This window comes from Thalassospira lohafexi, from assembly GCF_002844275.1.
Taxonomy (GTDB): Bacteria; Pseudomonadota; Alphaproteobacteria; order Rhodospirillales; family Thalassospiraceae; genus Thalassospira; species Thalassospira lohafexi.
This window is the reverse complement of the sequence record NZ_NXGX01000010.1, coordinates 81,098-104,596: the sequence shown is the minus strand read 5'-3', so window position 1 is coordinate 104,596 and position 23,499 is coordinate 81,098. Positions and strand designations below refer to the sequence as shown.

Here is a 23,499-nt window from a genome sequence, read left to right as displayed (position 1 = left end):
GGTCGTGGTCGTGGTGGCTTCGGCGGTGGTCGTGATGCCGGTCGCGGTCGCGGCGGTTTCGGCGGTGGTCGTGATGGTGCTGCCCGTGATGGTGGTCGCGATGGTGGTCGTGATGCCGGTCGTGGTCGCAGCTTCGGCGGCGGTCGTGATGGCGGGCCGCGTGATGGTGTTCAGGGTGAACGCGCAGCACGTGGTTTCGGTGGTCGTGATGGTGCACGCGATGGGGGCCGTGACGGTGCCCGCGATGGCGCACGTCGTGATTTCTCTGATCGTCCGCGCCGTGATGGCGGTGACTTCCGTGCCGATCGCAAACCGCGTTTCGACAATGATGACCGTGCCCCGCGCGGTGACCGTGAAGACCGCAGTGCCGGTCGCGGTGGTAACTTCCGCCCGCGTGGCGAAGGTGCCGGTCGTGATGGTGCGGGTCGTGATGGTGGCGAACGCCGCGGTGCAGACAAGCCGCGTGCTGAACGCGCTGCGAACTTCCGCAATCGTGATGGTGCCGGTCGTGACGGTGCGCGCGGTGATGGCGGCGCCCGCCGTGACTTCAATGATCGTCCGCGCCGTGCCGAAGGTGGTCGCAGCGAAGGCCGCAGCGAAGGTCGCGGTGGCAACCAGGGCATGAAACGTCGTTCAGCCTAAGCTGACATCTTATAGGCGGGATATCCCCCTATAACGACGGACAAAAGATACCAAGGGGCCGGCTGGAAACAGTCGGCCCTTTTCGTGTTTGTGGCCTGTCTGCGATGGCCGGGATGATAAAAATTAGACTTTCGACCTATCCGTAAGGGTGAATTATCCGTAGCGTCATCCCACATAAACAGACAGACTATGTTTTGTATGGTGACTGGGCAGGGAGTTTGCTTCCGATGAAATGGGCGATCACAGTTTTAAGTGCAGTGGTGGCCGGGGTGTTGTTTTCAGCCGCCCCACAGGGACAGGCGCAGGCGCAGGATATGTCGGGGCAGTTTGTTGTAAATGCAGATGGAAGCCGCGACTGCACGCATCTTGTCGCATCGGGAAACCCGGATTATCCGCCGTATCTCTGGCAATCTGAAGACGGCACACATCTTCTTGGTGCGGCTGCCGACATGATCAAACGCGTTGGTGAACTTGCCGGTGTTGAGATCGACGTGATCCATGCAGGCAGTTGGGGGCGGGTTCAGCAATCCATGCGCGAAGGATCAATCGATCTGATTGCGGGTGCATTTCTGACCGTGCCGCGTATGGAGTATATGGATTATTTCTATCCGGCCTTTCAGGGCACGCGCACCGTTATCTGGACACGCGATAACCTTGATCTGAAATATCTCGAATGGTCTGATTTGATCGGGCTCGAAGGATTGACTGTCATTGACAACAGTTTTGGTCAGCGCTTTGACGCCTATGCGGCCGAAAACCTTAACATCCGTGAAGTGCCAACGCTTGAGCAGGGCTTGCAGATGCTTGCCCTTAATCGGGCGGAATATCTGATTTACGAAGAATTCCCCGCCAAGGCGGTTGCCGCGCGTGAGAAAGTCACAGACATCCGAAGCTATACCGTGCCGGTCAGTGCCGAAAACCTCTATCTGACCATGTCGCATAAATCAGAATGCAACACCGGCAAGCTGCGCGGCAAGATTGCGCAGGCATTGTTTAAGCTGGTGTCCGATGATGTCATGGCCGAAATGGTTGATGCCAACGTCGCCCGCTGGGGATCAAGCACCAACTGAGCCGCCGTTTGATGGGGGCTCTTGAGCCCCGCGGGCTTTACTCTGTAACTCCATCGAAAGACCCATGCTGCCCTTGCTCGTGAGCCCCAACCGGCGACCCCCCGTCAACGAACCCTTTGTGGACTCCGCCGCGAACCCGGCAAAGAAGCTCGGCAGAGTGGTCAGCAGAGTGGATCGCAGAGAGTTCAGAATAGAACCCCGCATCGACCTCACCGCAAAACCGGATGATCTTAAAGGCCCTTTGATTAAATCGGCATCCTTATGCGGATTTGATTTGACGTTAACGTAAACGTTAACTACAACAGAGCTGCGTCATATCCCGGTGCGCTTAAAAATGTGCATCGCCTTATCATCAGGATCGCGAATGGCACCGTTTGAACCGCAAAACCCCAATTACGATGCAGAAGTCCGCTATCGTTTTGCCCAGCAGCCCTACAATCTGTCGATTGGTGCGAAAATCACCGACGTCACACCGGGCCGGGTTGAGGTTGTCGTGCCAACCCGTCCTGATCTGGTGCAGCACAATGGCTTTTTCCACGGCGGGCTCATTGCCGGTCTGGCCGATATCGCCGGGGGCTTTGCCGGATGGAGTCTGGTTGAGGCCGATCAGGGGATGTTGACGATTGAATATAAACTCAACATCGTTGCACCCGGTTTGGGCGATCAATTGCGGGCCGTTGGCGAAGTTGTTTCACGCGGTCGGTCGATCATTGTCACCCGTATCGATATCTTTGGTATGAGGAATGAAAAACCGGTGTTGTGCACGACCGCACTTCAGACGCTTAAGGTGATGAAGCTGCCGCCTGAATTATTGCATGAAAATGACTAATTCGGCGCATTCTTCATTTTAAGCGAATAATCAAATCGTACTCAGGGCAGGATAGATACCATGGCATTTTTCGAATTTCCCGGATTGAAATTTGATCTTGGCGAGACCGCAAATGCGATCCGCGAAACCGTTTCCGCCTTTGCCGAGGCCGAAATCGCACCGCGCGCCGCCGAGATCGATGAAACCAACGCATTTCCCAACGATCTCTGGCGCAAATTCGGCGATTTGGGCCTGCTGGGCATGACGGTTTCCGAGGAAGACGGCGGCACGGGCCTTGGATACCTTGAACATGTCATCGCCATGGAAGAAATCAGCCGCGCCTCAGCCTCGGTTGCGCTGTCATACGGCGCGCATTCCAACCTGTGCGTCAATCAGCTCAAACGCAACGGGAACGCCGATCAGAAGGCAAAATACCTGCCAAAATTGATCAGTGGCGAACATGTCGGGGCGCTGGCCATGAGCGAGCCGGGCGCTGGCTCAGACGTGGTGTCGATGAAGCTGCGCGCTGAGAAAAAAGGTGATCGCTATATCCTTAATGGCAACAAGATGTGGATCACCAACGGCCCGGATGCCGATACCTTGGTGGTCTATGCCAAAACCGATCTGGAAGCCGGGCCCAAGGGCATCACCGCCTTCATCATCGAAAAGGGTTTCAAGGGTTTCTCAACCGCGCAAAAGCTTGATAAACTGGGCATGCGCGGCTCAAACACCTGTGAGTTGGTGTTTCAGGACTGCGAAGTCCCCGAAGAAAACATCCTCGGTCAGCTCAATGGCGGGGTTCGCGTTCTCATGAGCGGCCTTGATTACGAACGGGCGGTTCTGGCCGCCGGCCCAACCGGGATCATGCGCGCCTGCATGGATGTGGTGGTGCCCTATATCCATGAACGCAAACAGTTTGGTCAGGCGATTGGCGAGTTCCAGCTGATGCAGGGCAAAATGGCAGATATGTACACCACGATGAATGCCTGTCGGGCGTATGTTTATGAGGTCGCCAAGGCCTGTGATCGCGGGGAAACATCGCGTAAAGATGCGGCGGGTGTGATCCTGTATGCCGCGGAAAAGGCCACATGGATGGCGCTTGAAGCGATCCAGACGCTGGGCGGTAATGGCTATATCAATGAATATCCAACCGGCCGGTTGCTGCGCGATGCCAAGCTTTATGAAATCGGGGCGGGGACCAGCGAAATCCGCCGCATGCTGATTGGCCGCGAACTGTTTGGCGAAACCGCTTAAATCCCCGGTTTTCTGCACAAATCTGACCAAAACACAGATACAGGTTAAAACTCATGAACACGTCTGATCCCATCGTTATCGTTTCCTGTGCCCGCACCCCGATGGGCGGCTTGCAGGGTGATTTTGCATCCGTTACCGCGGCTGAGCTGGGCGGTGTTGCCATCAAGGCCGCCCTTGAACGCGGTGGTGTGACAGGCGGTGACATCGACGAAGTCATCATGGGCAATGTTTTGCCCGCTGGTCAGGGTCAGGCACCCGCACGTCAGGCGGCATGGCATGCCGGTATTCCGCGTGCCGCCGGGGCAACGACGATCAATAAAATGTGCGGATCTGGCATGAAGGCCGTGATGTTTGCCCATGATATTCTGGCCGCAGGCAGTTCCGATGTCATGGTGGTGGGCGGCATGGAAAGCATGACCAATGCGCCATTTTTGCTGCCAAAAATGCGGTCGGGCCATAAATACGGCCATGACATGGTGTATGACCATATGGCGCTGGACGGGCTTGAAGATGCCTATGAAAAGGGCCGGTCGATGGGCACCTTTGCCGAGGCGACCGCCGAAAAATACGGCTTTACCCGCAAAGAGCAGGATGACTACGCCATCACATCGCTGACCCGCGCGCAGGATGCGGCCAAGGCCGGGCATTTTAGTGATGAAATCACCCCGGTGACCTTTGCCACCCGCAAGGGTGACGTGACGATTGACGCTGACGAGCAGCCGCCAAAATCCAAACCGGAAAAAATCCCGACCCTGCGTCCGGCCTTCGCCAAGGACGGCACGGTGACAGCCGCCCATTCGGCATCAATTTCCGACGGGGCGGCGGCCCTTGTCATGATGCGTGCATCCGAGGCCAAAAAGCGCGGGCTTAAACCCCTTGCCAAAATCGTGGGCCAAGCGACCCATGCGCAGGAGCCATGCTGGTTCACGACCGCCCCGATTGATGCAAGTAAAAAGGTTCTGGCCAAGGCTGGCTGGTCGGTCAGTGATGTCGATCTTTGGGAAATCAACGAGGCGTTTGCCGTGGTGGCCATGGCTGCGATCCGCGATCTTGAGCTTGATCATGCCAAGGTCAATGTTCATGGCGGGGCCTGCGCCCTTGGTCATCCGATTGGGGCGACGGGCGCACGTTTGCTGGTGACTTTGATCCATGCGCTTAAAACCCGTGGCGGGACCAAAGGGGTGGCATCGCTGTGCATTGGCGGGGGGGAAGCCACCGCCGTTGCGGTTGAGCTTATTTAACGCAGATTAAATCCGTTCTAAAAAGTTGCGTTTGGGGCTACCAACTTGTGCGAATTCCCCCTATTTTGTCGGCAGAGTGATTGATCAAAACAGGGGAATTCGCGCGATGTCAAAGCCGACCGTTGACCGGATGCTGGCCGGGTTTAAAAGCTTTAAGGCGATGTATTATGAGCAGCGCCCTGAACGTGTCGAAGACTTGGTCAATATGGGCCAGAAGCCCGAAGTGCTCCTGATTGCCTGTTCAGACTCACGCGTTGATCCGGCGATCCTGACCAATGCCGAGCCGGGTGAGATGTTTGTCGTGCGTAACGTCGCCAACCTTGTCCCGCCCTATGAGCCCGATGAAAACTATCACGGGACGTCGGCGGCGATTGAATTTGCGGTCCGCGATCTTAAGGTCAAGGACATCGTGATCCTTGGGCATTCCGGTTGTGGCGGGATGGAAGCACTGGTCGAACACGGCGAAGCAGGCAAGGTGCCCGAACGTGACTTTATCGGCGAATGGGTCAGCATGGCAAAATGCTGCCTGCATCACGGCCCGGACGTGGATGAGGTATCACGCCACTCGATCTGCAACTCGCTTGATAACCTGATGACCTTTCCTTTCATCAAGGATCGGATTGATGCCGGGGACCTTCACCTGCATGGGTGGTGGTACGGCATGAAAGAAGGCATTCTTTGGCAATATGACAGTGCCAAAGGTGAATTTGTTCAGGGCCTGTAAGCCCGGCTGAATGCTTTTTTCTGATCGCATGGCCGGTGCTTCGCCCGACTGGGAAGATGGAAGGGTTAAGTACGACCATGCGATTAGAAGATCATCAGATCATGGTGCGCGATACCGCGCGTGAGTTCGCCGAAAATGAACTCAAACCCAATGCCGCCAAATGGGACATTCACCATACCTTCCCGGCCGAGGCCATTGCCGGTCTGGGCGAACTTGGCTTTCTGGGCATGCTGGTCCCAGATAGTTACGGCGGGGCGGGCATGGATCATGTTGCCTATGCCTTGGCCCTCGAAGAAATTGCGGCAGGCGACGGCGCCACATCCACGATCATGTCGGTGCATAACTCGGTCGGCTGTATGCCGATCCTGAAATTTGGTACCGAAGATCAAAAGCAGAAATTCCTGGTGCCCATGGCGCAGGGCGAAAAGATCGGCGCGTTTTGCCTGACCGAGCCCCAAGCCGGATCAGACGCCAGTGCGCTTCGAACCCGTGCGGTGCGCGATGGGGATCACTGGATCATCAACGGGTCCAAGCAATTCATCACATCGGGCAGTGAGGGCGATATTGCGATTGTCTTTGCCGTCACCGACCCGGATGCAGGCAAACGCGGCATATCGGCCTTTATCGTACCAACCGATACGCCGGGCTACGTAGTGTCCCGGGTCGAGGAAAAGCTTGGCCAGAATGCCTCGGACACCTGCCAGATCACCTTTGTTGAATGCCGGGTTCCTGCGGAAAACATGCTGGGCGACGAGGGCCAAGGATACAAAATCGCCCTTGCCAATCTTGAAGGTGGCCGCATCGGCATTGCCGCGCAATCGGTCGGCATGGCGCGCGCCGCATTTGAGGCTGCCCGCGATTACGCCAATGAGCGCGAAACATTCGGCAAAAAAATCATGGAGCATCAGGCGGTGGCCTTTCGCCTTGCCGATATGGCGACCAAAATCGATGCCGCCCGTTTGCTGGTGCACCGCGCCGCCGAACTGCGCGATGACCATAAACCGTGCCTGACCGAAGCCTGCATGGCCAAGATGTTCGCATCCGAAATTGCCGAGGAAGTGTGCTCCGCCGCCATCCAGATTCACGGCGGCTATGGATACCTAAAGGATTTCCCGGTCGAGCGGATTTATCGCGATGTCCGGGTCTGCCAGATTTACGAAGGCACATCTGACATTCAGCGCATGGTGATTGCGCGGGCATTGGCGGATTGAGCTTGCTGTTAAGGTGATTATACTTCGTAATAAACCCGCTAAATTAATTGTGTGTGGGGTCCTATGAAGAGCTTTGCAGAGCGATATGGCTATGCAGAACCGCCGGGTATGCCAATTCCAGAGCGACTGAAAGTGGAAACAATTCACCGCTTATGGAGTGTTTTGTTTATTTTCAAGTATACTGACCAAGCAAACAACTACAGAGGTATGACGGTCGACTTCTCGAATTATGCGACAAGACTATGGTTTCGGTTTTTCAAGCTTCCGATTGATCAAATTCCTCGTGATGGTGTGGGGGTTGTAGACTTCATCAGGACTAGGTTTTATTCTTATAACTGGTTGAAGGTCATATTGTTTATTGAGTTCCATCTTGAGGAGGAGGACTCTTCCGATAGTAATAATTTCCAAAAGCTGATTAACGCAGTTTTGGAAGAAGAAAACGAAGCTTATCGGATCGTTGATAATATGGTGATTTGTGTCACTGACCAAACAGAGCTTGGTTCTTTAGAACAGGCATTAGGTCACGAAGACGAATTCTCAAATGTATCTGCCCATATTGGTGCAGCATTGAAACTCTTCTCAGATCGCCCCAAACCTGACTTGCGTAATGCAATAAAAGAGGCGATCTCAGCGGTCGAGTCTGCATGTAAAGTAGTTTCAGGGAGTCCAAAGGCTACTCTTGGGCAGGCGCTCAAGCAAATCCCAGATTTGCCGGGGCAGATGCAAGAGGCTTTTACAAAATTGTATGGGTATTCAAGCAATGCGAATGGCATACGACATGCGCTGATGGACGACCCAAAGCTTACGCAAGCCGAGGCGAAATTCATGATCGTGGCCTGTGCGAGCTTCGCAAATTATCTTATCGATAGTTCAAGAAAATAATGGCCTTAGCTCATGTTCTATCTTGATGATTTGGTGCTATCACCTCCTTCGGTGTCGGGTGGTGCGAAACTCCGTTGCTGCACTGAGTGTGAAATCATCCGCAAGCACGGGTGATGGTAGCGCTATCATCCTTGATGCGGCTTGAGGTGAGGATGATTTGTGGGAGGGGGCGTAAAGCGATCAAGAAAACGTTCTGCACGCGGTAGTGCGTCATGCAGAAATTGTTTTGGTTCGCGCAGCCGCAGTCCATCGAACTGCCGCGATTTTTCCTCGGAAATCAGGACGTCGCGCGGGAGTGGTTTAATCTCTGCGTCCCAGCCAGCCCAGCGTTGGCGCGCGCGCAGAAAATAGTGGTCGATGAATTTCTGTCGATGGCAGTAGCCGTGATAGTCGAAAACCCAGCTATCCCAAGCAATGAGGATATGATTGCCGGTAAAGCCTGCGTGCGGATGAAGCCATAAAGGCGTCATGTCGTCGGTGCCATACCGCATGAGAAAGGCATGGGCAAGGATATGACATGCGCCGCAGGCAAAGAAGACACGATCCGGCAAGTTCCAGCGCATCACCGGATCACTCTTGCGGTAGGTTGGCGTTCTTGGCTGATACATCACGCTCAACCCTGATGCTTTGGCAGCACTCCATGTTTCTTAAGTCGTGGGCAGAGCCTGCGCAGTGCGATCATCACAAACAATTCGCCCCGGACCGACGATACGATGATCCGGGGAAGATGAAAAGAATGTGCGATCGGATTTGAAGCCGGTTGCCCGGATCGCGATCAGAATTGATATTGCAACCCGATCATGACTTCGTGGGCCTGTAGATCGAAGCGAGCTTCACGTTCCAACGCTATATGATTGCCATTGGTTTCAACGGCAGTGCTCGTGCTTCTGGCCTCACCCATATCAATGAAGCGATAGGACAGATCGAGTTTCCACTGACTGGTAATGGCGTAATTCACACCGGCACCAACTTGCCATGCAAGGTCATTGTGAGTTTCGCCAGAAACTCTTGTCCCGTCGGCGCCAAAGACGAGATCATCTGTCTTGTTGCGCGCCCAGCCAATACCGCCCTGTAGATAGGGGGAGAACCCGCCAGTGTCAAAGCCAGCGGCACTTAAAGGATCAACATAGAGGTTAAGCATTGTTGACCAGTTGGACGCCTTGAAAGCGTCGCCGTTTAGGCGGTTGGCGGCCTTCACGAGACCATCGGAGTCATAATAAGCTCCGACCTCGGTGAGGTTGTCGCGATATGATAGCGTAATATCTGTGCGCAAATAGTCGTTCAGTTTTAAGCCCGCACCGATCTGATAACGCGCCCCGTCATCGGGTGACATATCAAGAGTGTCGCGCTCTGGGACGTTATCCAGAAGGTCGCCATCATCATCAACCGTGCTGGAATAGCCCAGATCGGCGCGCAGATAAGGGGCGAAAAGCCATCCGTCTTGTGCGTGCGCGACGCTATTCAATCCGGTCAGGCTTAATGCGGCGACAGCCGTGGCGAAAACGGTTTGGCGGTGTGAGCGGAATGGTTTGAGCATCCCCATGAACGCATACATTGCAGTACAATCCTTTTTTGTAAGGGGAGCGTCTGTTTGTATAAACTACTGCGTGTAGGTGCGGCGCAAGAGAAAACCAAAGGGTTGTCGCAATTTGTCAGAATTTGACTGATTTTAACGCGGAACCAAGCTGGTTATTTTCGGGGGGTGTTCCACAGAAAGGATGCCTGTTAGCGCATCGGTAAGAGATCATGTTTATCCAGCAACCGTCGGAGTTGATGGTAATTCAGATCAAGCGCCTTGGCGGCTTCGGTTTGGTTGTTGGCGTGATCCGATAGGGCCCGTTTCAGCAGTTTGATTTCGAAGTCTGCGACCTGTGATTTGAAATCTGTTGTGCCGGTGGGGGCAGGTTCTTCGGGGGTGTTTGTTGCTGCCGGTGTCGCATCACGGTTGGTTTCGGTCCAGATGCCTTCGAACGGGTCGAGCACGATATGGCTAAGCGGGGCTTCGTCGTCTTCGGACAGGTAAAGGCTGCGTTCAACCGCATTGCGCAACTCGCGCACATTGCCGGGCCATGAATGGCTGAGAAGTAGGCGGGCGGCGGTTGGGGTGAAACCTGCGAAAACCTGCCGCGACAGGCGTTTGGTCATTTCCAGCGCGAACTGTTCTGCAAGGGGCAGGATATCATCAGACCTTTGGCGCAGCGGCGGGACAGCCACGACGTCAAAGGCGAGGCGGTCGAGGAGATCGGCGCGGAACTTGCCGGTTTTGGCCAGTTCGCGCAGATTTTCATTTGTCACACCAATGACGCGGGTGTCGATTTCGATTACCTCGGAGCCGCCAACCCGTTCGATTTCACCATATTCGACAACACGCAGCAGCTTTTCCTGTACCACCGGGCTGGCAGTGGCGATTTCATCCAAGATGATGGTGCCGCCGTGGGCACGTTCAAACCGGCCAATATGGCGCTTTGCCGCCCCGGTAAAGGCCCCGGCTTCGTGGCCGAAAAGCTCGGTATCCAGCAGGGTTTCAGAAAGGGCCGCGCAATTGACCTTAACCAGTGGCCCGCCCCAGCGTTTGGACAGGTAATGCAGGCGTGCAGCAATCAGCTCCTTGCCCGATCCACGTTCACCAATGACAAGGCACGGGCGCTCAATCGGTGCCAGACGGGAGACATGCTCAAGGGCGGCCAGAAAAATGGGGTCTTCGCCCAATATCGGTTGCAAACTGTCCATTTCGCGAAAAACGATATCGAAAATCGCGATTAATGTCGCGATAAAAGTTAATTTAATAGTCTGATGATTGGTTAAATCATTGAAATAGATGGATACTTAAAGCTGGCACGGAATTTGAAATAGTGATGTCAGAATTTTTGCGTCCCCGTATTTTGAAGGAGATCTGACAATGGGCGTGTTTTCGCGTTTGTCCGATATCGTAAATGCCAACATCAACTCGCTTCTGGATCGTGCCGAAGATCCGGAAAAAATGGTTCGGTTGATGATCCAGGAAATGGAAGACACTCTGGTTGAGGTCCGCTCCAGCGCGGTCAAGGCGATTGCCGACAAGAAAGAAGTCGAGCGTAAGCTTAAAAAACTGCATGACGGTCAGGTCGAGTGGGACACCAAGGCGGAATTTGCCGTGTCCAAAGGCCGTGATGATCTGGCCAAGGGTGCGCTGATGGCGCGCCGCCGGTTGGCTGATCAGAGCCTTGTTCTGGAGCGTGAGCTTGAAGTGATTGAAGAGACCCTTGGCAAGTTTGACGAGGATCTGAACAAGTTGCAGAACAAGCTTAATGAAGCCAAGGGCAAGCAACGTGCGGTGGAAATCCGTATGCAGACGGCTGAAAAGCGTGTCAAAATGCGTGAAAAGATCCATTCTGGTCAGATTGATGACGCGCTTCTGCGCTATGAGCAGATGGAACGCCGGATTGACGAGCTTGAAGCGGGTGCGGATTCCTGGGACCTTGGTCGCGGGCAGAGCCTTGAAGAACAGTTTGAAGACCTTGAGGGCGAAATTGGGATTGAAGATGATCTCAAGGAGCTTAAATCGCGCGTGAAGAACGTCAAGAAAGACAAATAATCAGCGTGCCGAGGGTTTCGTGCACCTGAACAAGGAATGAGCTGACAGACATGTGGGCGTTTGCTGTACCTCTTATCGTATTTATTACCGTTGTTGGCCCGGTCTGGGTTGTGTTTCATTATATAACGGTCTGGAAACGGATGAAGACGGCACAGCGCGCCCAAAGCCCGGAGCAAACCGCACACGAAAAGGAACTCGTGGCGGGTTTGAAAAAACGGGCCGAACGTCTGGAAGGCCGTGTCGAAACACTTGAACGCCTGTTGGATGCCGAGGTTGTCGAATGGAGGAACAGGATATGAGTGCCCAGCAAGCGACTGCTGATGGCGGTGGGTATCGGTGTGGTCACAAAAGGCGCGATCGCGGCGGATGCCGTGCGCGCAAGCGTGACCAGAACGGCGAGAAATGCCACGGTGTGATTGGTCGCACCACGTGCGGGATTGCGGAAAGCTTTGGCATTCCACGTAAGGGCGTTTTGATTGCCTTTATCCTGATCCTTGTGTTCAGTTTCCCGGTGGGCGTGATGCTGTTTGGCATTGCATGGGCCTTTGTCCATCATCCGTCATGGTTTGACGGATTGCGCGGCAAGTTTGGCGGCGCATCGCGTGGCAATGCATCACATCAAGCGCGCCATAACGCCAAAGCAAGCAGCACGACATCAAGCAGCACAGCCCCGGAAGATCGTCCGACCATGGGCGTTGATTTTGAAGAGCCGTGGATGGAAGAGCTGCGTGAGAAGTTTGACGACCTTGAAAGCCGGACCGGCTCGATGGAAGGGTTTGTTGCTTCTGGCGATTACCGGTTGGCGTCCGAATTAGAGAAAATGAAAAAGGATGATGCAGCGTCCGACGATGATGCACATTCAACGGATCCGAAAAACGATCCTTCCTCCCCCAACGATAAAACGTAACGCGACAAACGCGATACGGGTGGCGATTTCAAATCCCCGATTTCCCTTGCAACCGATCCCCCTTGCGTCTGCAATGTGAAATCGCCACCAGCCTTTTTTGCCGGATCTGCTTTGCGGGTCCGGTTTTTCTTTTGTTTGCAGGGAATTGCGAAATAATTGTCAAATAGCGTTTATCACTATACCTAATTTAAAGGTTTTCCTTGGCACTATCGCCAAAGACGCGCGATGGGCGGCGGAATATTTTGGGTAGGTGACAATGGCGACCATGATCGAACATCCCGGTGAGCAGGACTTTCTGCACCGTTTGATGCAAGATAACCCGTGGTGGGACGGGGTGACGGACGATCTGGTCCATGATTTGCCGCAGCGCGCCTTTTTCAAGCGGTTCTGGGCGGCAATTGAAAAGCATGACGGGCAAAAGGCGGTTGTCCTGACCGGGCCGCGCGGGGTGGGCAAAACCGTGATGATGCGCCAGGCGATTGCAGGCTTGCTGAATGCCGACACGCCGCGCCGCCATGTTTGCTATATCTCGCTTGAACATCCGCTGTTTTTGGAAATTGATCTGCCGCGCCTGCCCAAATTACTGCGCTCCATGCGCGGTATTTCGGCCGATCATCCATTGTGGATTTTCGTCGATGAGGTGTCTTATCAACGCGACTGGGAAGACCGTTTGGCGCAATTGCTGGTAGCGGATCCGCTGTTGCGTGTGGTGGCAGTCAGTGCGCTGGCCCCAAGTGCGGACAGTGCCGGACATATCCAGAGCCTGTTTTTACCCCCGTTCAGTTTTGCCGAATATCTTGAACAAAATGGCGTTTCGCCAACTGACGTTTTGCCCGAAACACCAAATGTCGGGCGTTATACGTCCGATGTGCCGGGGGGCTTGGTTGAGCTGAACGAGATGTTCGAGGCCTATATCAACGAAGGCGGTTTTCATGACCGCAACGGCGAAGCGCGCGCCATTCATCGGTCGCTGCATTCCGATTTGCCGGGGTTGCACGGGATATCAAGCCCGTCGGATTTGCACCGGTTGTTTGCGCTTCTGGCCTATAACACCGGCTCGGAATTTTCGATCGAGACGCTGGCGCGTGAGCTTGATATCGCCAAAAACACGCTGCGCCGTTATCTGGAATATCTTGAAAGTGCGTGGCTGGTGCGCCGTCTTGAGCGGGTTGATCAGGATGCCAAGCCGTTCCAGCGTGCGGTGGCCTTTAAGGTCCATCTGATCCATCCGGGTTTGCGCACCGGGCTTATTGGCGCGCGAACGTCCGACAGTGCGACGATCACCCGGTTGGCGGAAACCGCGATCCAGACACAGTTTTTGACATCGAGTGTCGGGATGGAAAGCCTCTATTACGCGCGCTGGGGGCATTATGAGGTGCCATTTGTGTTTTTGGATCGCCGGTCGGGGACGCCGCTTTTTGCCTATCACTGTCTGTGGCGTGATGAAGCGATCCGCAAGCCCAAGGAAATCCGTGCGTTGGTTAATTTCCGGGGCAGTCATGCCTTGCCGCTGGGTGCGTTTGTTTTGACCAAGGCGCAATGGCACGGTGGGAAAATTGGCGGGGTGCCGATGCGGTTTGAACCGGCCAGTGTGCTGGCGCTTCGCATCGGGCTTGAGTTTTCGCAGCTTTAAGGACAGGTGTGAGGCATGACAGGTCGCCGGAATTTGGGGCTGTTGGGCATTGGTGGTGGTATTACGGGTCTCGCCGTTATCATCATTGTCGGGGTGTTTGCGCTGATTTTGCCGGCGCGCGCACAGGTGGCCTGCCCGGCAGACCCGGCATGGAGCAAAAGCACGCCTCCGATCAACCTTGATCATGTGTTTTGCGGTGAAATCCGGTCCAACGGATCGGCAACCGGGTTTCATGCCCGGCCAGATGCGATCAATCCGGCCACGGTGGCCAGTGTTGAGGTGACGCAAAGCCCCAATGCCAACGGGATTTATGCCGGGACCGTGCGTTTGCGCAATCGGAATGGGGATGATCCACAAAAGTTTTCCAGCCTGTTTCCTGATGCGTGCAGCATGGGACAGGTGACGGCATCGATCCTGTATGCGTTTGAACATCGCCAAGCCTGTCCGGCGGGATCGCCCGGCTGGTGGCAATGCGGGGCCAATCGGCCGGAGGACGGCGGATTGGCCGGGGATGATGTGAAATTCTGTGTCGGGGCGGCCCCGCAATCACGGTTTTTGATCGCGATGGGGTTGCTCAAAGACGGCCGGATCAATACGGCCTTTCCGCTGCGTTAAGTGCGTAGCAGGCTGTTTTTAAGGACAAAACCAATGACCGCATCGAACGACAATGAAGCATTTGTTCCCGACTGGCCGGGGCGGATTGTCGGCAACGCCGGGCATGATCAGATTTGTGCCGTGCTGGTGTTTGATGTTCAGGCTGTGCCCGATTGGGCCGGGCAGGTTCTGGCCAAGGTGGAAGATGTGATTTCGGGAAAATCAACGGGTTGGGAAATGGCGATGAATGCCCATATCCTCAATGTGGGGATGGAGGTTTCCGATATATCACCGGTCTATGACGACGCAGGCGAGCCGTCGGTGCAGGTTAAAACGCAAGAATTGCGGGCTGCACTGGTGGCCTGGTGCAAGCAGATCGACCGATGAACTCCACAAAATGGCAGGTTCGCAAGGCCGGGCAGATGGTCGCCATTGGATAATGGGCAACGAGATTATGGGGCGTATGATAAAGCTGCATCGGGTTTTTGGGGTTTTTGCGGTGCTGGTGCTGGGGGCATATGTGTTCCCGGCCATGCTGTGTTCGACCGTGGCGATGGCACAGACTGCCAAGGGGGAGACACAACCCGATGCCGATCCGCTTGAAATTTTCCTGAAGCAATATGTCGACCATGCCGGGTTGCCCGGTGCGGTTGTTGGCATTGGGTATGGCAACGGGACGCTGCGCACGGCGGCGAGCGGCTATGCCTCGGTCAAGCCTGATACGGCGATGACGGCCGACCGGCAGTTTTATATCGGGTCGCTGACCAAGATGATGACATCTGTGGTGACATTGCAGCTGGCGTCGGAAAAACGCATCAATCTGTCAGATAAAATCGGTAAATTCCTGCCCGAGGAATACAAGGGCCGTATTGCCAACGGCGAGACTGCGACCATTCGCGATCTTTTGCGCAACAGTTCGGGGATCCCCGATTATCTTGATGGGGAGTTTTTCTTTCAACTGGTCGGCAGCGATCCGCAGCATGGCTGGCGCAATATTGAGTTGCTGCCGCTGATTGCCGATCATGATGCCTATTTTGAGCCCGGTTCGACCTATGCGCCCTCCAACAGCAATTTCATCTTGCTGGGTATCATGATTGAGGCGGTTGAGGGCGACGTTATTGAAGCGGTGTTTAACCGCCGGATTTTTGAACCCGCCGACATGCGCAACACATCCTTTGGCCGGTTTCCGCGCCCGGACCTTTTGGCGCGCGGGTTTGATGATGCCGATGATGACGGGCAGCTTGAAGACGTTACCGATTATGATGTGGGGGATCAGCTTGCCGATGGCGGGGTGATGTCCACGGTCGAAGACATGGTGAAATTTGCCCGGGCCCTGTTTGTTAACGGGGTGTTATTGGGCCCCAATGCAATTGAGCGCGCGACCAGCGATACGATTTTCGCCGGGGATGGGTCTTATGGCTATGGGTTTGTGATCGGCAATAGTGCGTGGGGCCCGGTGTGGGGGCATGACGGGATTTACTTTGGTTATTCCGCCGAATTTTCATGGTTCCCCGATCAGGACACCGTGGTGGTGTTTCTGTCAAACGGGCGGGCGTTAAACGACGTTCCGACCGTTACAAGCATGCTGATGACCGGGATTTTTGGGAAACCGGAATAAGGTGGGGTGTTCTCCAGCATCAGCATGAATCCAAAAAACCCGTTTGAAATCAAGGAAATATTGGACGCGTGCGGATCGTCCGGGGTGGTCTATGCAGGCAGGGCATAACAGATAGTATATTAACAGTTAGAATCCTATCTAATTTCTATGCTATGTTCGGGCATGGAAAAAATTGATGTTGAGCCCGCATATCTGACCCTTGGCAGTGCCTTGATGCGTGTTGCCCGTTGCTGGCAACGCGAGGTTAATCGCACGCTTCAGTCACAGGGTCTTTCCCAAACCATGGTCATGCCGTTGATCGTGTTGCATCGCGGTGGCGGTGCGGTGCGTCAGGGGCTGATTGCCGATGAAATCGGGGTTGAGGGACCGTCACTTGTGCGGGTGATTGATACGCTTGAACGTGACGGGTTGGTCACACGGGTCTGCGATCCGACTGACCGCCGGGCGAAAATGGTTGCCCTGACCGATGCCGGTAAAAGCAAGGCCGCCGAGATTGAAGTCATTCTTGGCACATTGCGCGGGGAGCTTACGGCCGATATCGCGCCAGAGCATCTTGATGTCACACTTGATGTCATGCACGCGTTGCTGGGTAAGCTGGCTGCGCGTGATGATGCCCAATAGGGCGGGGGGATGTGATGTTAAAATCCATTCTTACCCTGCGCCCGACGACGTCTGACTGGATCTTTTCGCTCAAGACCTTTGGTGCGTCGATCCTGGCCCTTTATATCGCATTGATGTTTGACCTTGATCGTCCGGTCTGGGCGATGGCAACCGTGTATATCGTTGCCCATCCGTTATCGGGTGTGTTGGGGTCAAAGGCGATTTACCGTGTTCTTGGTACCGTGTTTGGCGCGATTGCGGCTGTGGTGCTTGTTCCCAATCTGGTGAATGCGCCGGTTCTGCTGTCGATGGCATTGGCGCTTTGGGTGGGGGGATGTCTTTTCCTGTCGCGGCTTGATCGCACCCCGCGCAGCTATGTGTTCATGCTGGCCGGATATACCGCCGCGATTGTTGGTTTTCCCTGTGTCACGGATCCGGGCAATGTTTTTGCCACCGCGATTGCGCGTTGTCAGGAAATCAGTCTTGGCATTGTCTGTGCGACGTTGGTCAGCCACATCATCCTGCCGCGCCATATCGGGCCGGTGATTGCAACGCGCGTTGATGGCTGGATGGCCGATATTGCTAAGCTGGCGGCACAAAGTTTTGATCCGGCAAGTGATGGTGATGCCATTCAGAATGACCGTGCACGGATTGCTGCCGACCTTGGTGAATTGCATGGGTTGGCGTTGCATCTGGGATACGAAAAATCCCGGTTTGCCGGACGGACCCGCCAATTGCAGGCCTTGCAAAGTGCGATGGCGGCCTTGTTGCCGGTGTTTTATGCCATCTATGATCGTCTGACCGCACTTAAGGCGCAGACCGGGGCGGTGCCGGACGCACTTTCCGCCCTGCTGGGGCGGATTTCCGACTTTATCCTTGCCCAGCATCACGACCCGAAACAGACCGCTGATCTGCATCGCGACATCACGGCATATGCCAAGACCCTTGGCGGTGGGGATGATTGGGCGGCGTTACTACAGCTTAATCTGTGTGATCGCTTGCATCGGTTGCTTGATTTTCATGAGGACTGTCATGCGCTGTGGGCCGGTATTCGTGCCGGTGACGTGCCAGATGATGTGATTGATCGTTGGCAGGAAAGTGGCGGTGACCGGGCATTACACCGTGATTACGGGGTGGCGTTTCGCTGTGGCCTGACCGCGTTCATCGCGACCATGATGGTGTGCGGCTTCTGGATGATGTCGGCTTGGCCAAATGGGGCAACCGCCGCGATGATGGCAGCCGTTGGGGCAAGCCTCATGTCGTTCCTTGATAACCCGGTCCCGGCGTTGAAGGGCTTTATCCGCTATACCGCGATGGCGGTGGGTGTAGTGCTGATTTACAGCCTTGTCATTTTGCCCGGTATTGACGGGTTTCCGCTTCTGGCGATGGTATTTGCGCCCTATTTCATCTTGCTGGGTGTTTTGATCACGTCGCCGCAAACCTATGGCTTTGCGTTGGCGATGCTGGTCAATGTTGTGATGATCCTTAATGTCGGTACGGCCTATAGCAGCAATGTTGCCGGGGTGATTGGCGGCGGGATTGCATCGCTGGCAGGATTTGGTGTGGCGGCGATTGTCACGGCCTTTATCCGGGTGATGCCGGTTGACCGACACATTCGTCGTCTGGTGCGGGCCAACTGGCGTGATATTGCCGCGATTGGCAAAGGCAAATTGAAGCTGGGCCGGATGATCATGATCCGCCGTCTTTTGGATCGGCAGGGCTTGATCCTGCCGCGTCTGGCGATGGCACCAGAACACCATGAAACGTTCCTGCGGGTGATGCCGGAAGTCTCAATCGCGTCGGTTCTTTATGATCTGCAGCGGTTGCGCATGGTGGCAGAACCGGCTTTGGCGACAAAGCTTGATCGGTTGTTGGCAAATATCGCGCAGCATTTCGAAGCCCGGCTCGATGATTTCACCCGCGCACCGGATGCGGTGATCCTTCGTGATGTCGATCATATCCTGCGCGATGTGATGGGTATGCCCAAAGGGGCGGCGCGTGAAAAATTGTTAATCCCGCTCGTGGCGTTGCGTCGGACCTTATCAAAGGATGACGCGCCCGATCTGGGCCGTTACCACGAACCCACTGCGCGAAACGGGCAGAACGGCATTATGCCCGTCGCCCTGATCGGAGAAACAGCATGATCAATCCGACCCTTAATCTTTATGGCCTGTTTGTACCGGCCTTTCTGGTGATGGCACTGGCGGCATGGGGATGTTTGAAAATCGCCCATGCTGGTCTGGCGCGGATCGGTTTTTACAAGATAACCGTGCACCCCGCCCTGACAGACCTGGCCCTTTATGTCCTGATCCTGACCGGGCTTTCGGCCCTGTTTATTCAATAGGTGATGTTATGAAATCCTTGTTTGCAAAAATCGCGCGTGTTGGTTTCACGCTTGTTCTGGTGGGGGCGGCGGTTGCCGGTGGCGTCCATCTTTATGATTATTACATGAACGAACCCTGGACCCGCGATGGGCGCATCAGTGCCGATGTGGTGTCGGTGGCCCCGGATATCGCCGGGCTGGTGCGCGATGTGAACGTTCAGGACAACCAGATCGTCAAGGCGGGTGATCTTTTGTTCACCCTTGATCCGGCGCGCTATCAGGTTGCGGTTGATCAGGCACAGGCCAAACTTTCAAGTGCCGTGGCTGCACGCGATCAGGCCGCGCGTGAAGTCAAACGCTACAAAGGGCTTAACAGCGACGTTGTATCGCGCCAGAAAAAGGAACAGGTGACGACCACCCTTCAAACCGCGCAGGCGGCGATGGAATTGGCACAGGCCGATCTTGATCTGGCGCGCCTGAACCTTGAGCGGACCCGTGTTGTCGCCTCGGTCGATGGTATCGTGACCAACTTTTCGCTGCGTCCGGGCAATTATGTTGGTGCCGGGTCGGCAGTGGCCGCCCTTGTCGACAGTACGTCGTTCTATGTCGCGGGGTATTTTGAGGAAAACAAACTGCCGCGCATCGCGATTAACGATCCGGTCGAAATCCGCCTGATGGGTGAGGACCGATCCCTGTTCGGGCATGTCGTCAGCATCGCGGGCGGCATTCAGGACAGCGAACGGTCGGGCAGCTCGGCCGGTTTGGCCGTCATCAAGCCAACCTTTAGCTGGGTGCGTCTGGCCCAGCGTGTTCCGGTCCGTATTGCGATTGACGATGTACCAGACGACATCCGCCTTGTCGCGGGGCGCAGTGCCAGTGTGATTGTGTTGCAACCTGATGAGGACGGAAGCCTTGCCAAACTTGGGGGTCAGTTAACAGATCACCTTAATGCGGGGCTGGTTTTCTAGGGTTTTTCATGCCGCAGTGCAAAAAGTGACTTGCGGTGCAAAACAAGTTTGGGTAATTTTCGTAAAAATAAAACGTCAATTTTGAACAAATATTATCAAACGGGAGATGTCTGATGGCTGCTGCCCCACGTCCGCGCCGGTCTGTTTTGTATATGCCGGGATCCAACGCCCGCGCGCTGGAAAAGGGTCGGAGCCTGCCCGCTGATGGGTTGATCCTTGATCTGGAAGACGCGGTTGCGCCCGATGCCAAGGATAGCGCACGCGATCAGATTGTCTCGGCCTTGGCCGAGGGCGGGTATGGCAAGCGTGAAATTCAGATCCGGACCAATGGGCTCAATACCCCGTGGGGCTATGCCGACATTGTCGCAGCGGCAAAAACCTCGGCCGATGCGATTTTGCTGCCCAAGGTCGAAAGTGCCGATACCGTGCGTCAGGTGGCAAACATCATGGCGGCCGAAGGCGCGCATGAGGACATGCGCATCTGGTGCATGATGGAAACGCCGCTTGCGATGCTGGGTGCCAAGGAAATCGCCGGTGCCCATCCCAAGCTTGGCGGGTTTGTCATGGGGACGTCAGATTTGGCGAAGGACCTCAATTGCGCCCATACCCCGGATCGTTTGCCGATGATCACAAGCCTTGGTCTGTGCATTTTGGCGGCGCGGGCCTTTGGTTTGGCGATTTTGGACGGGGTGCATCTTGATCTGTCCGATGACGATGGATTTGCCGCATCCTGCCAGCAGGGCCGCGAGATGGGCTTTGACGGTAAAACCCTTATTCATCCCAAAACAATTGGCGCGGCCAATACCGCCTTTGCACCAAGTGAGGCGGATGTTGCCTGGGCGCGTAAGATCATTGCGGCCTTTGAACAGGCCGCGTCCGAGGGCAAGGGCGTTGTCGTTGTGGATGGCAAGCTGATTGAAAACCTGCATGTGGTGTCAGCCCAGAAACTGGTGACCATGGCCGACTTGATCGGCGAAATGGACGGGGCCTGAACAGCCAACCGATGACACCGGTTCGGATAAGAGAGACATAAAATCCGACTGAACCGGACGTTTGCAGAGTTTTGCCTTTAGGGAGGCCATCGAATGTCAAAGACCAATCCGGGGAACTATTTTGAGGATTTCCGCATCGGGCAGGAAATCCGCCACGCGACGCCGCGCACCATCACATCGGGCGATGTCGCCCTTTATACCGGGCTGTATGGTCCGCGTTTTGCCGTGCAATCGTCAGACGTTTATGCCCATCGGATCGGGTTTAAATCCGCCCCCGTCGATGATCTTTTGGCGTTTCACATGGTGTTTGGCAAAACGGTACCCGATGTGTCGCTAAATGCGGTGGCCAACCTTGGCTATGCCGGGGGTGTTTTTGGCGTTCCGGTCTATCCCGGTGATACGGTAAGTTCGGTCTCGACCGTGACGGGGCTCAAGCAAAATTCAAACGGCAAAACCGGGGTTGTTTACGTCAATACTGTCGGGCGCAATCAGCGCGGCGAGATGGTGCTTGATTACAATCGCTGGGTGATGGTGGTCAAAAAAGACCAATCCGCCCCAGCCCCCGAAACGGTTTTGCCCGAACTGCCAACGGTTGTCTCCCCCGAGGCGCTTCAGGTGCCCATTGGGTTGGATGCGTCTGATTATGATACCGAACTTTCAGGATCGCCCGATCTTTGGGATGACTATTATGTCGGGGAAAAGATCGACCATATTGATGGCATGACCCTTGAAGAAGCCGAACATCAGATCGCAACCCGGCTGTATCAAAATACCGCCAAGGTCCATTTTGATCAGGTGGCCGCCAGTGCCGGACGGTTTGGCAAGCGGCTTATTTATGGCGGGCATGTCATATCGCTGGCCCGCGCCCTGTCGTTTAACGGGCTGGGCAATGCGTTTAAAATTGCCGCAATCAATGCCGGGGCACATGCCAATCCGGCCTTTGCCGGGGATACGGTTTTTGCCTGGTCAGAAGTTCTGGACAAATTTGAACTGCCCGGTCGGCGTGATCTTGGCGCGCTTCGTTTGCGGCTTGTGGCGGTGCGAGATCGCCGGGAAAGCGATTTTCCGTTGCGGACGGAGGACGGAAAATATCACGCCGATGTTCTTTTGGACTTTGATTACACGGTTCTGATCCCACGCTAACGCCGTGCCTGATTTCTTATGGGCATGATCGTTTTGGTTGCTTTTGAAATTGTAACTTTAATTTATGGTTGAATTACGTAGAATGACGCATTCACCATAAATTGCAGTGTGAGGGTGCCGTGACCAATGTCAAACCCATCCGCGATATTGAAAACCCGATCCATCGTCGGTTTGTCGCCAGTGCGCTTTTGCGGCTTAAGGAGCGTTTGAAATCAGACATTCTTGCCGGGGCGGAGGCCGAGACACAAAGCCTGCGTCTGGCGTCATGGAACCTGATGCATTTTGGCAATGGCGGGGCTTATACCCGTGAGGCCGAGTCGATGATGTATATCGCCGAAATCATCGATCATTTCGATCTGGTGGCGATCCAGGAAGTAAATGAAAACCTTGCGGCCCTTGAAACGCTGTTTCGCGATCATTTGGGCAGTGGCTGGGACTATATCGTCACCGACACCACCGAAGGCAGCAAAGGCAATAGCGAACGGCTTGCCTTTGCCTTTCGGAAATCCAAGGTGTGGTTTCGCCGGGAGGCCGGTGAAATTGTCCTGCCGACCGGGCAGAAGATCGTCGAGCCGGGGCGCGCCAGTGATGCCGGTGATGCTGCCGTCGGTCGAGACGATGACCACGCGGACGGTGTGCAGTTTGCCCGAACGCCTTTTTCCGTGGCCTTTCAGTCCGGCTGGTTCAAATTCAAGCTGTGTACGGTGCATATCTTTTATGGCAATGCATCTGAAACCAGTCCGGAAATGGCGCATCGGCGTGAAGAAATACGCCGCATAGCCGATTTTCTTGCCGCACGTCAAAGCAAGGAACAGAAGGTGCAGGGCAAGGCCGCCAATTTTGTCCTGCTGGGCGATTTCAACATTGTGTCGCCCGAACATCACACCATGCAGGCGCTTGAAGGTGCGGGGTTTGTCATCCCCGAGGCGATCAAGAACGCCCCGACCAGCCTGTCGGGAAAGCATCATTATGATCAGATTGCGTTCCGGTTGGCCGATGACCGGTTCAGCTTGCTGCGATCGGGCGTATTTAGCATGTTTGATGTGATTTATCGCAACGAGGACAGCGACCATTACCTTGATCACGTCTGGGGGACGGTGTTTGATCGCAACAGTGACGGCAATTTGCGCACCCGCGATCAGAAGGAAAATTATTATCGGCGATATTATCGCAAGCATCAAATGTCGGACCATAAACTTCTCTGGTGCGAAATTCAGACCGATTTTTCCAAAGATTATCTCAATGCGGTGCTTGCCGGCGGTTGATTGCCAGCACATTCATCCTCATCTTTGACGAATATTAGCCATTATTAGCC

At 55.0% G+C, this 23,499-nt stretch carries 24 protein-coding genes and 1 pseudogene; 22 read left to right on the top strand and 3 right to left on the bottom strand.

Features of this window, described 5'->3' with window-relative positions:
* The 8 genes and pseudogenes from COO92_RS20035 to COO92_RS20000 form a co-directional block, all read left to right on the top strand.
* Window positions 1–642 (top strand): annotated as a pseudogene (locus COO92_RS20035) (DEAD/DEAH box helicase); the annotation flags it as partial.
* A gap of 227 nt (window positions 643–869) precedes the next feature.
* Window positions 870–1,712 (top strand): substrate-binding periplasmic protein, encoded by an 843-nt coding sequence (locus tag COO92_RS20030; RefSeq protein WP_101304725.1) that lies wholly within the window; start codon window positions 870–872, stop codon window positions 1,710–1,712.
* Window positions 1,713–2,076: 364 nt separating this feature from the next.
* Window positions 2,077–2,541 (top strand): PaaI family thioesterase, encoded by a 465-nt coding sequence (locus COO92_RS20025; RefSeq protein ID WP_101304724.1) that lies wholly within the window; start codon window positions 2,077–2,079, stop codon window positions 2,539–2,541.
* Window positions 2,542–2,601: 60 nt separating this feature from the next.
* On the top strand, window positions 2,602–3,774 hold the full coding sequence (locus COO92_RS20020) for an isovaleryl-CoA dehydrogenase (RefSeq protein WP_101304723.1): 1,173 nt from the start codon (window positions 2,602–2,604) through the stop codon (window positions 3,772–3,774).
* A 53-nt stretch (window positions 3,775–3,827) separates the two neighbouring features.
* Window positions 3,828–5,015 (top strand): acetyl-CoA C-acyltransferase, encoded by a 1,188-nt coding sequence (locus tag COO92_RS20015; RefSeq protein ID WP_101304722.1) that lies wholly within the window; start codon window positions 3,828–3,830, stop codon window positions 5,013–5,015.
* A gap of 106 nt (window positions 5,016–5,121) precedes the next feature.
* A complete protein-coding gene (locus tag COO92_RS20010; RefSeq protein ID WP_101304721.1) occupies window positions 5,122–5,739 on the top strand; it encodes a carbonic anhydrase in 618 nt (205 codons plus the stop codon).
* 77 nt (window positions 5,740–5,816) lie between these two features.
* Complete coding sequence (locus COO92_RS20005) at window positions 5,817–6,950, top strand: acyl-CoA dehydrogenase (RefSeq protein ID WP_101304720.1); 1,134 nt, start codon at window positions 5,817–5,819, stop codon at window positions 6,948–6,950.
* Between the two features lie 63 nt (window positions 6,951–7,013).
* A complete protein-coding gene (locus tag COO92_RS20000; RefSeq protein WP_133125089.1) occupies window positions 7,014–7,832 on the top strand; it encodes an AbiJ-NTD4 domain-containing protein in 819 nt (272 codons plus the stop codon).
* A 125-nt stretch (window positions 7,833–7,957) separates the two neighbouring features.
* On the opposite strand, the gene COO92_RS19995 is transcribed toward COO92_RS20000, so the two are convergent.
* The 3 genes from COO92_RS19995 to pspF form a co-directional block, all read right to left on the bottom strand.
* On the bottom strand, window positions 7,958–8,440 hold the full coding sequence (locus COO92_RS19995) for a hypothetical protein (protein ID WP_240626537.1): 483 nt from the start codon (window positions 8,438–8,440) through the stop codon (window positions 7,958–7,960).
* A gap of 167 nt (window positions 8,441–8,607) precedes the next feature.
* Window positions 8,608–9,387 (bottom strand): outer membrane protein, encoded by a 780-nt coding sequence (locus COO92_RS19990; protein WP_101304718.1) that lies wholly within the window; start codon window positions 9,385–9,387, stop codon window positions 8,608–8,610.
* 170 nt (window positions 9,388–9,557) lie between these two features.
* Complete coding sequence (gene pspF, locus COO92_RS19985; protein ID WP_101304717.1) at window positions 9,558–10,562, bottom strand: phage shock protein operon transcriptional activator; 1,005 nt, start codon at window positions 10,560–10,562, stop codon at window positions 9,558–9,560.
* A gap of 169 nt (window positions 10,563–10,731) precedes the next feature.
* Between pspF and pspA the strand changes: the two genes are divergently transcribed.
* The 14 genes from pspA (at window position 10,732) to COO92_RS19915 (ending at window position 23,449) form a co-directional block, all read left to right on the top strand.
* The gene (pspA, locus tag COO92_RS19980; protein ID WP_022732633.1) at window positions 10,732–11,406 is read left to right on the top strand and encodes a phage shock protein PspA; all 675 of its coding nucleotides are present in this window, start codon (window positions 10,732–10,734) and stop codon (window positions 11,404–11,406) included.
* A 50-nt stretch (window positions 11,407–11,456) separates the two neighbouring features.
* Complete coding sequence (gene pspB / locus COO92_RS19975; RefSeq protein WP_101304716.1) at window positions 11,457–11,705, top strand: envelope stress response membrane protein PspB; 249 nt, start codon at window positions 11,457–11,459, stop codon at window positions 11,703–11,705.
* The gene (locus COO92_RS19970; protein ID WP_101304715.1) at window positions 11,702–12,313 is read left to right on the top strand and encodes a PspC domain-containing protein; all 612 of its coding nucleotides are present in this window, start codon (window positions 11,702–11,704) and stop codon (window positions 12,311–12,313) included. The genes pspB and COO92_RS19970 overlap by 4 nt, the downstream gene beginning before the upstream one ends.
* A gap of 256 nt (window positions 12,314–12,569) precedes the next feature.
* Window positions 12,570–13,946 (top strand): ATP-binding protein, encoded by a 1,377-nt coding sequence (locus tag COO92_RS19965; RefSeq protein ID WP_101304714.1) that lies wholly within the window; start codon window positions 12,570–12,572, stop codon window positions 13,944–13,946.
* 15 nt (window positions 13,947–13,961) lie between these two features.
* A complete protein-coding gene (locus COO92_RS19960; RefSeq protein ID WP_101304713.1) occupies window positions 13,962–14,561 on the top strand; it encodes an EndoU domain-containing protein in 600 nt (199 codons plus the stop codon).
* Between the two features lie 33 nt (window positions 14,562–14,594).
* A complete protein-coding gene (locus COO92_RS19955; protein ID WP_101304712.1) occupies window positions 14,595–14,927 on the top strand; it encodes a hypothetical protein in 333 nt (110 codons plus the stop codon).
* 10 nt (window positions 14,928–14,937) lie between these two features.
* On the top strand, window positions 14,938–16,158 hold the full coding sequence (locus COO92_RS19950; RefSeq protein WP_240626536.1) for a serine hydrolase domain-containing protein: 1,221 nt from the start codon (window positions 14,938–14,940) through the stop codon (window positions 16,156–16,158).
* Between the two features lie 162 nt (window positions 16,159–16,320).
* Window positions 16,321–16,779, top strand: a complete 459-nt coding sequence (locus COO92_RS19945; protein ID WP_240626535.1) for a MarR family winged helix-turn-helix transcriptional regulator — start codon at window positions 16,321–16,323, stop codon at window positions 16,777–16,779.
* A gap of 14 nt (window positions 16,780–16,793) precedes the next feature.
* A complete protein-coding gene (locus COO92_RS19940) occupies window positions 16,794–18,902 on the top strand; it encodes an FUSC family protein (RefSeq protein WP_101304710.1) in 2,109 nt (702 codons plus the stop codon).
* Entirely contained in the window at window positions 18,899–19,102 is a 204-nt protein-coding gene (locus COO92_RS19935) for a DUF1656 domain-containing protein (RefSeq protein ID WP_101304709.1), read from the top strand. The genes COO92_RS19940 and COO92_RS19935 overlap by 4 nt, the downstream gene beginning before the upstream one ends.
* Before the next feature lie 8 nt (window positions 19,103–19,110).
* A complete protein-coding gene (locus tag COO92_RS19930; RefSeq protein WP_101304708.1) occupies window positions 19,111–20,049 on the top strand; it encodes an efflux RND transporter periplasmic adaptor subunit in 939 nt (312 codons plus the stop codon).
* Window positions 20,050–20,162: 113 nt separating this feature from the next.
* The gene (locus COO92_RS19925; protein ID WP_101304707.1) at window positions 20,163–21,041 is read left to right on the top strand and encodes an HpcH/HpaI aldolase/citrate lyase family protein; all 879 of its coding nucleotides are present in this window, start codon (window positions 20,163–20,165) and stop codon (window positions 21,039–21,041) included.
* 93 nt (window positions 21,042–21,134) lie between these two features.
* Window positions 21,135–22,184, top strand: a complete 1,050-nt coding sequence (locus COO92_RS19920; RefSeq protein ID WP_101304706.1) for a MaoC family dehydratase — start codon at window positions 21,135–21,137, stop codon at window positions 22,182–22,184.
* A 119-nt stretch (window positions 22,185–22,303) separates the two neighbouring features.
* Window positions 22,304–23,449 carry an endonuclease/exonuclease/phosphatase family protein gene (locus COO92_RS19915; protein WP_206186448.1) on the top strand — a complete coding sequence of 382 codons (1,146 nt, stop codon included), beginning with the start codon at window positions 22,304–22,306 and terminating at the stop codon, window positions 23,447–23,449.
* Window positions 23,450–23,499 lie beyond the last annotated feature (50 nt).

Bases quoted from the DNA above. Each gene is read 5' to 3' on its own strand.
- COO92_RS20030 (WP_101304725.1), top strand. From the start codon at position 870: ATGAAATGGGCGATCACAGTTTTAAGTGCAGTGGTGGCCGGGGTGTTG.
- COO92_RS20025 (WP_101304724.1), top strand. From the start codon at position 2,077: ATGGCACCGTTTGAACCGCAAAACCCCAATTACGATGCAGAAGTCCGC.
- COO92_RS20020 (WP_101304723.1), top strand. From the start codon at position 2,602: ATGGCATTTTTCGAATTTCCCGGATTGAAATTTGATCTTGGCGAGACC.
- COO92_RS20015 (WP_101304722.1), top strand. From the start codon at position 3,828: ATGAACACGTCTGATCCCATCGTTATCGTTTCCTGTGCCCGCACCCCG.
- COO92_RS20010 (WP_101304721.1), top strand. From the start codon at position 5,122: ATGTCAAAGCCGACCGTTGACCGGATGCTGGCCGGGTTTAAAAGCTTT.
- COO92_RS20005 (WP_101304720.1), top strand. From the start codon at position 5,817: ATGCGATTAGAAGATCATCAGATCATGGTGCGCGATACCGCGCGTGAG.
- COO92_RS20000 (WP_133125089.1), top strand. From the start codon at position 7,014: ATGAAGAGCTTTGCAGAGCGATATGGCTATGCAGAACCGCCGGGTATG.
- COO92_RS19995 (WP_240626537.1), bottom strand. From the start codon at position 8,440: ATGTATCAGCCAAGAACGCCAACCTACCGCAAGAGTGATCCGGTGATG.
- COO92_RS19990 (WP_101304718.1), bottom strand. From the start codon at position 9,387: ATGTATGCGTTCATGGGGATGCTCAAACCATTCCGCTCACACCGCCAA.
- pspF (WP_101304717.1), bottom strand. From the start codon at position 10,562: ATGGACAGTTTGCAACCGATATTGGGCGAAGACCCCATTTTTCTGGCC.
- pspA (WP_022732633.1), top strand. From the start codon at position 10,732: ATGGGCGTGTTTTCGCGTTTGTCCGATATCGTAAATGCCAACATCAAC.
- pspB (WP_101304716.1), top strand. From the start codon at position 11,457: ATGTGGGCGTTTGCTGTACCTCTTATCGTATTTATTACCGTTGTTGGC.
- COO92_RS19970 (WP_101304715.1), top strand. From the start codon at position 11,702: ATGAGTGCCCAGCAAGCGACTGCTGATGGCGGTGGGTATCGGTGTGGT.
- COO92_RS19965 (WP_101304714.1), top strand. From the start codon at position 12,570: ATGGCGACCATGATCGAACATCCCGGTGAGCAGGACTTTCTGCACCGT.
- COO92_RS19960 (WP_101304713.1), top strand. From the start codon at position 13,962: ATGACAGGTCGCCGGAATTTGGGGCTGTTGGGCATTGGTGGTGGTATT.
- COO92_RS19955 (WP_101304712.1), top strand. From the start codon at position 14,595: ATGACCGCATCGAACGACAATGAAGCATTTGTTCCCGACTGGCCGGGG.
- COO92_RS19950 (WP_240626536.1), top strand. From the start codon at position 14,938: ATGGCAGGTTCGCAAGGCCGGGCAGATGGTCGCCATTGGATAATGGGC.
- COO92_RS19945 (WP_240626535.1), top strand. From the start codon at position 16,321: ATGGAAAAAATTGATGTTGAGCCCGCATATCTGACCCTTGGCAGTGCC.
- COO92_RS19940 (WP_101304710.1), top strand. From the start codon at position 16,794: ATGTTAAAATCCATTCTTACCCTGCGCCCGACGACGTCTGACTGGATC.
- COO92_RS19935 (WP_101304709.1), top strand. From the start codon at position 18,899: ATGATCAATCCGACCCTTAATCTTTATGGCCTGTTTGTACCGGCCTTT.
- COO92_RS19930 (WP_101304708.1), top strand. From the start codon at position 19,111: ATGAAATCCTTGTTTGCAAAAATCGCGCGTGTTGGTTTCACGCTTGTT.
- COO92_RS19925 (WP_101304707.1), top strand. From the start codon at position 20,163: ATGGCTGCTGCCCCACGTCCGCGCCGGTCTGTTTTGTATATGCCGGGA.
- COO92_RS19920 (WP_101304706.1), top strand. From the start codon at position 21,135: ATGTCAAAGACCAATCCGGGGAACTATTTTGAGGATTTCCGCATCGGG.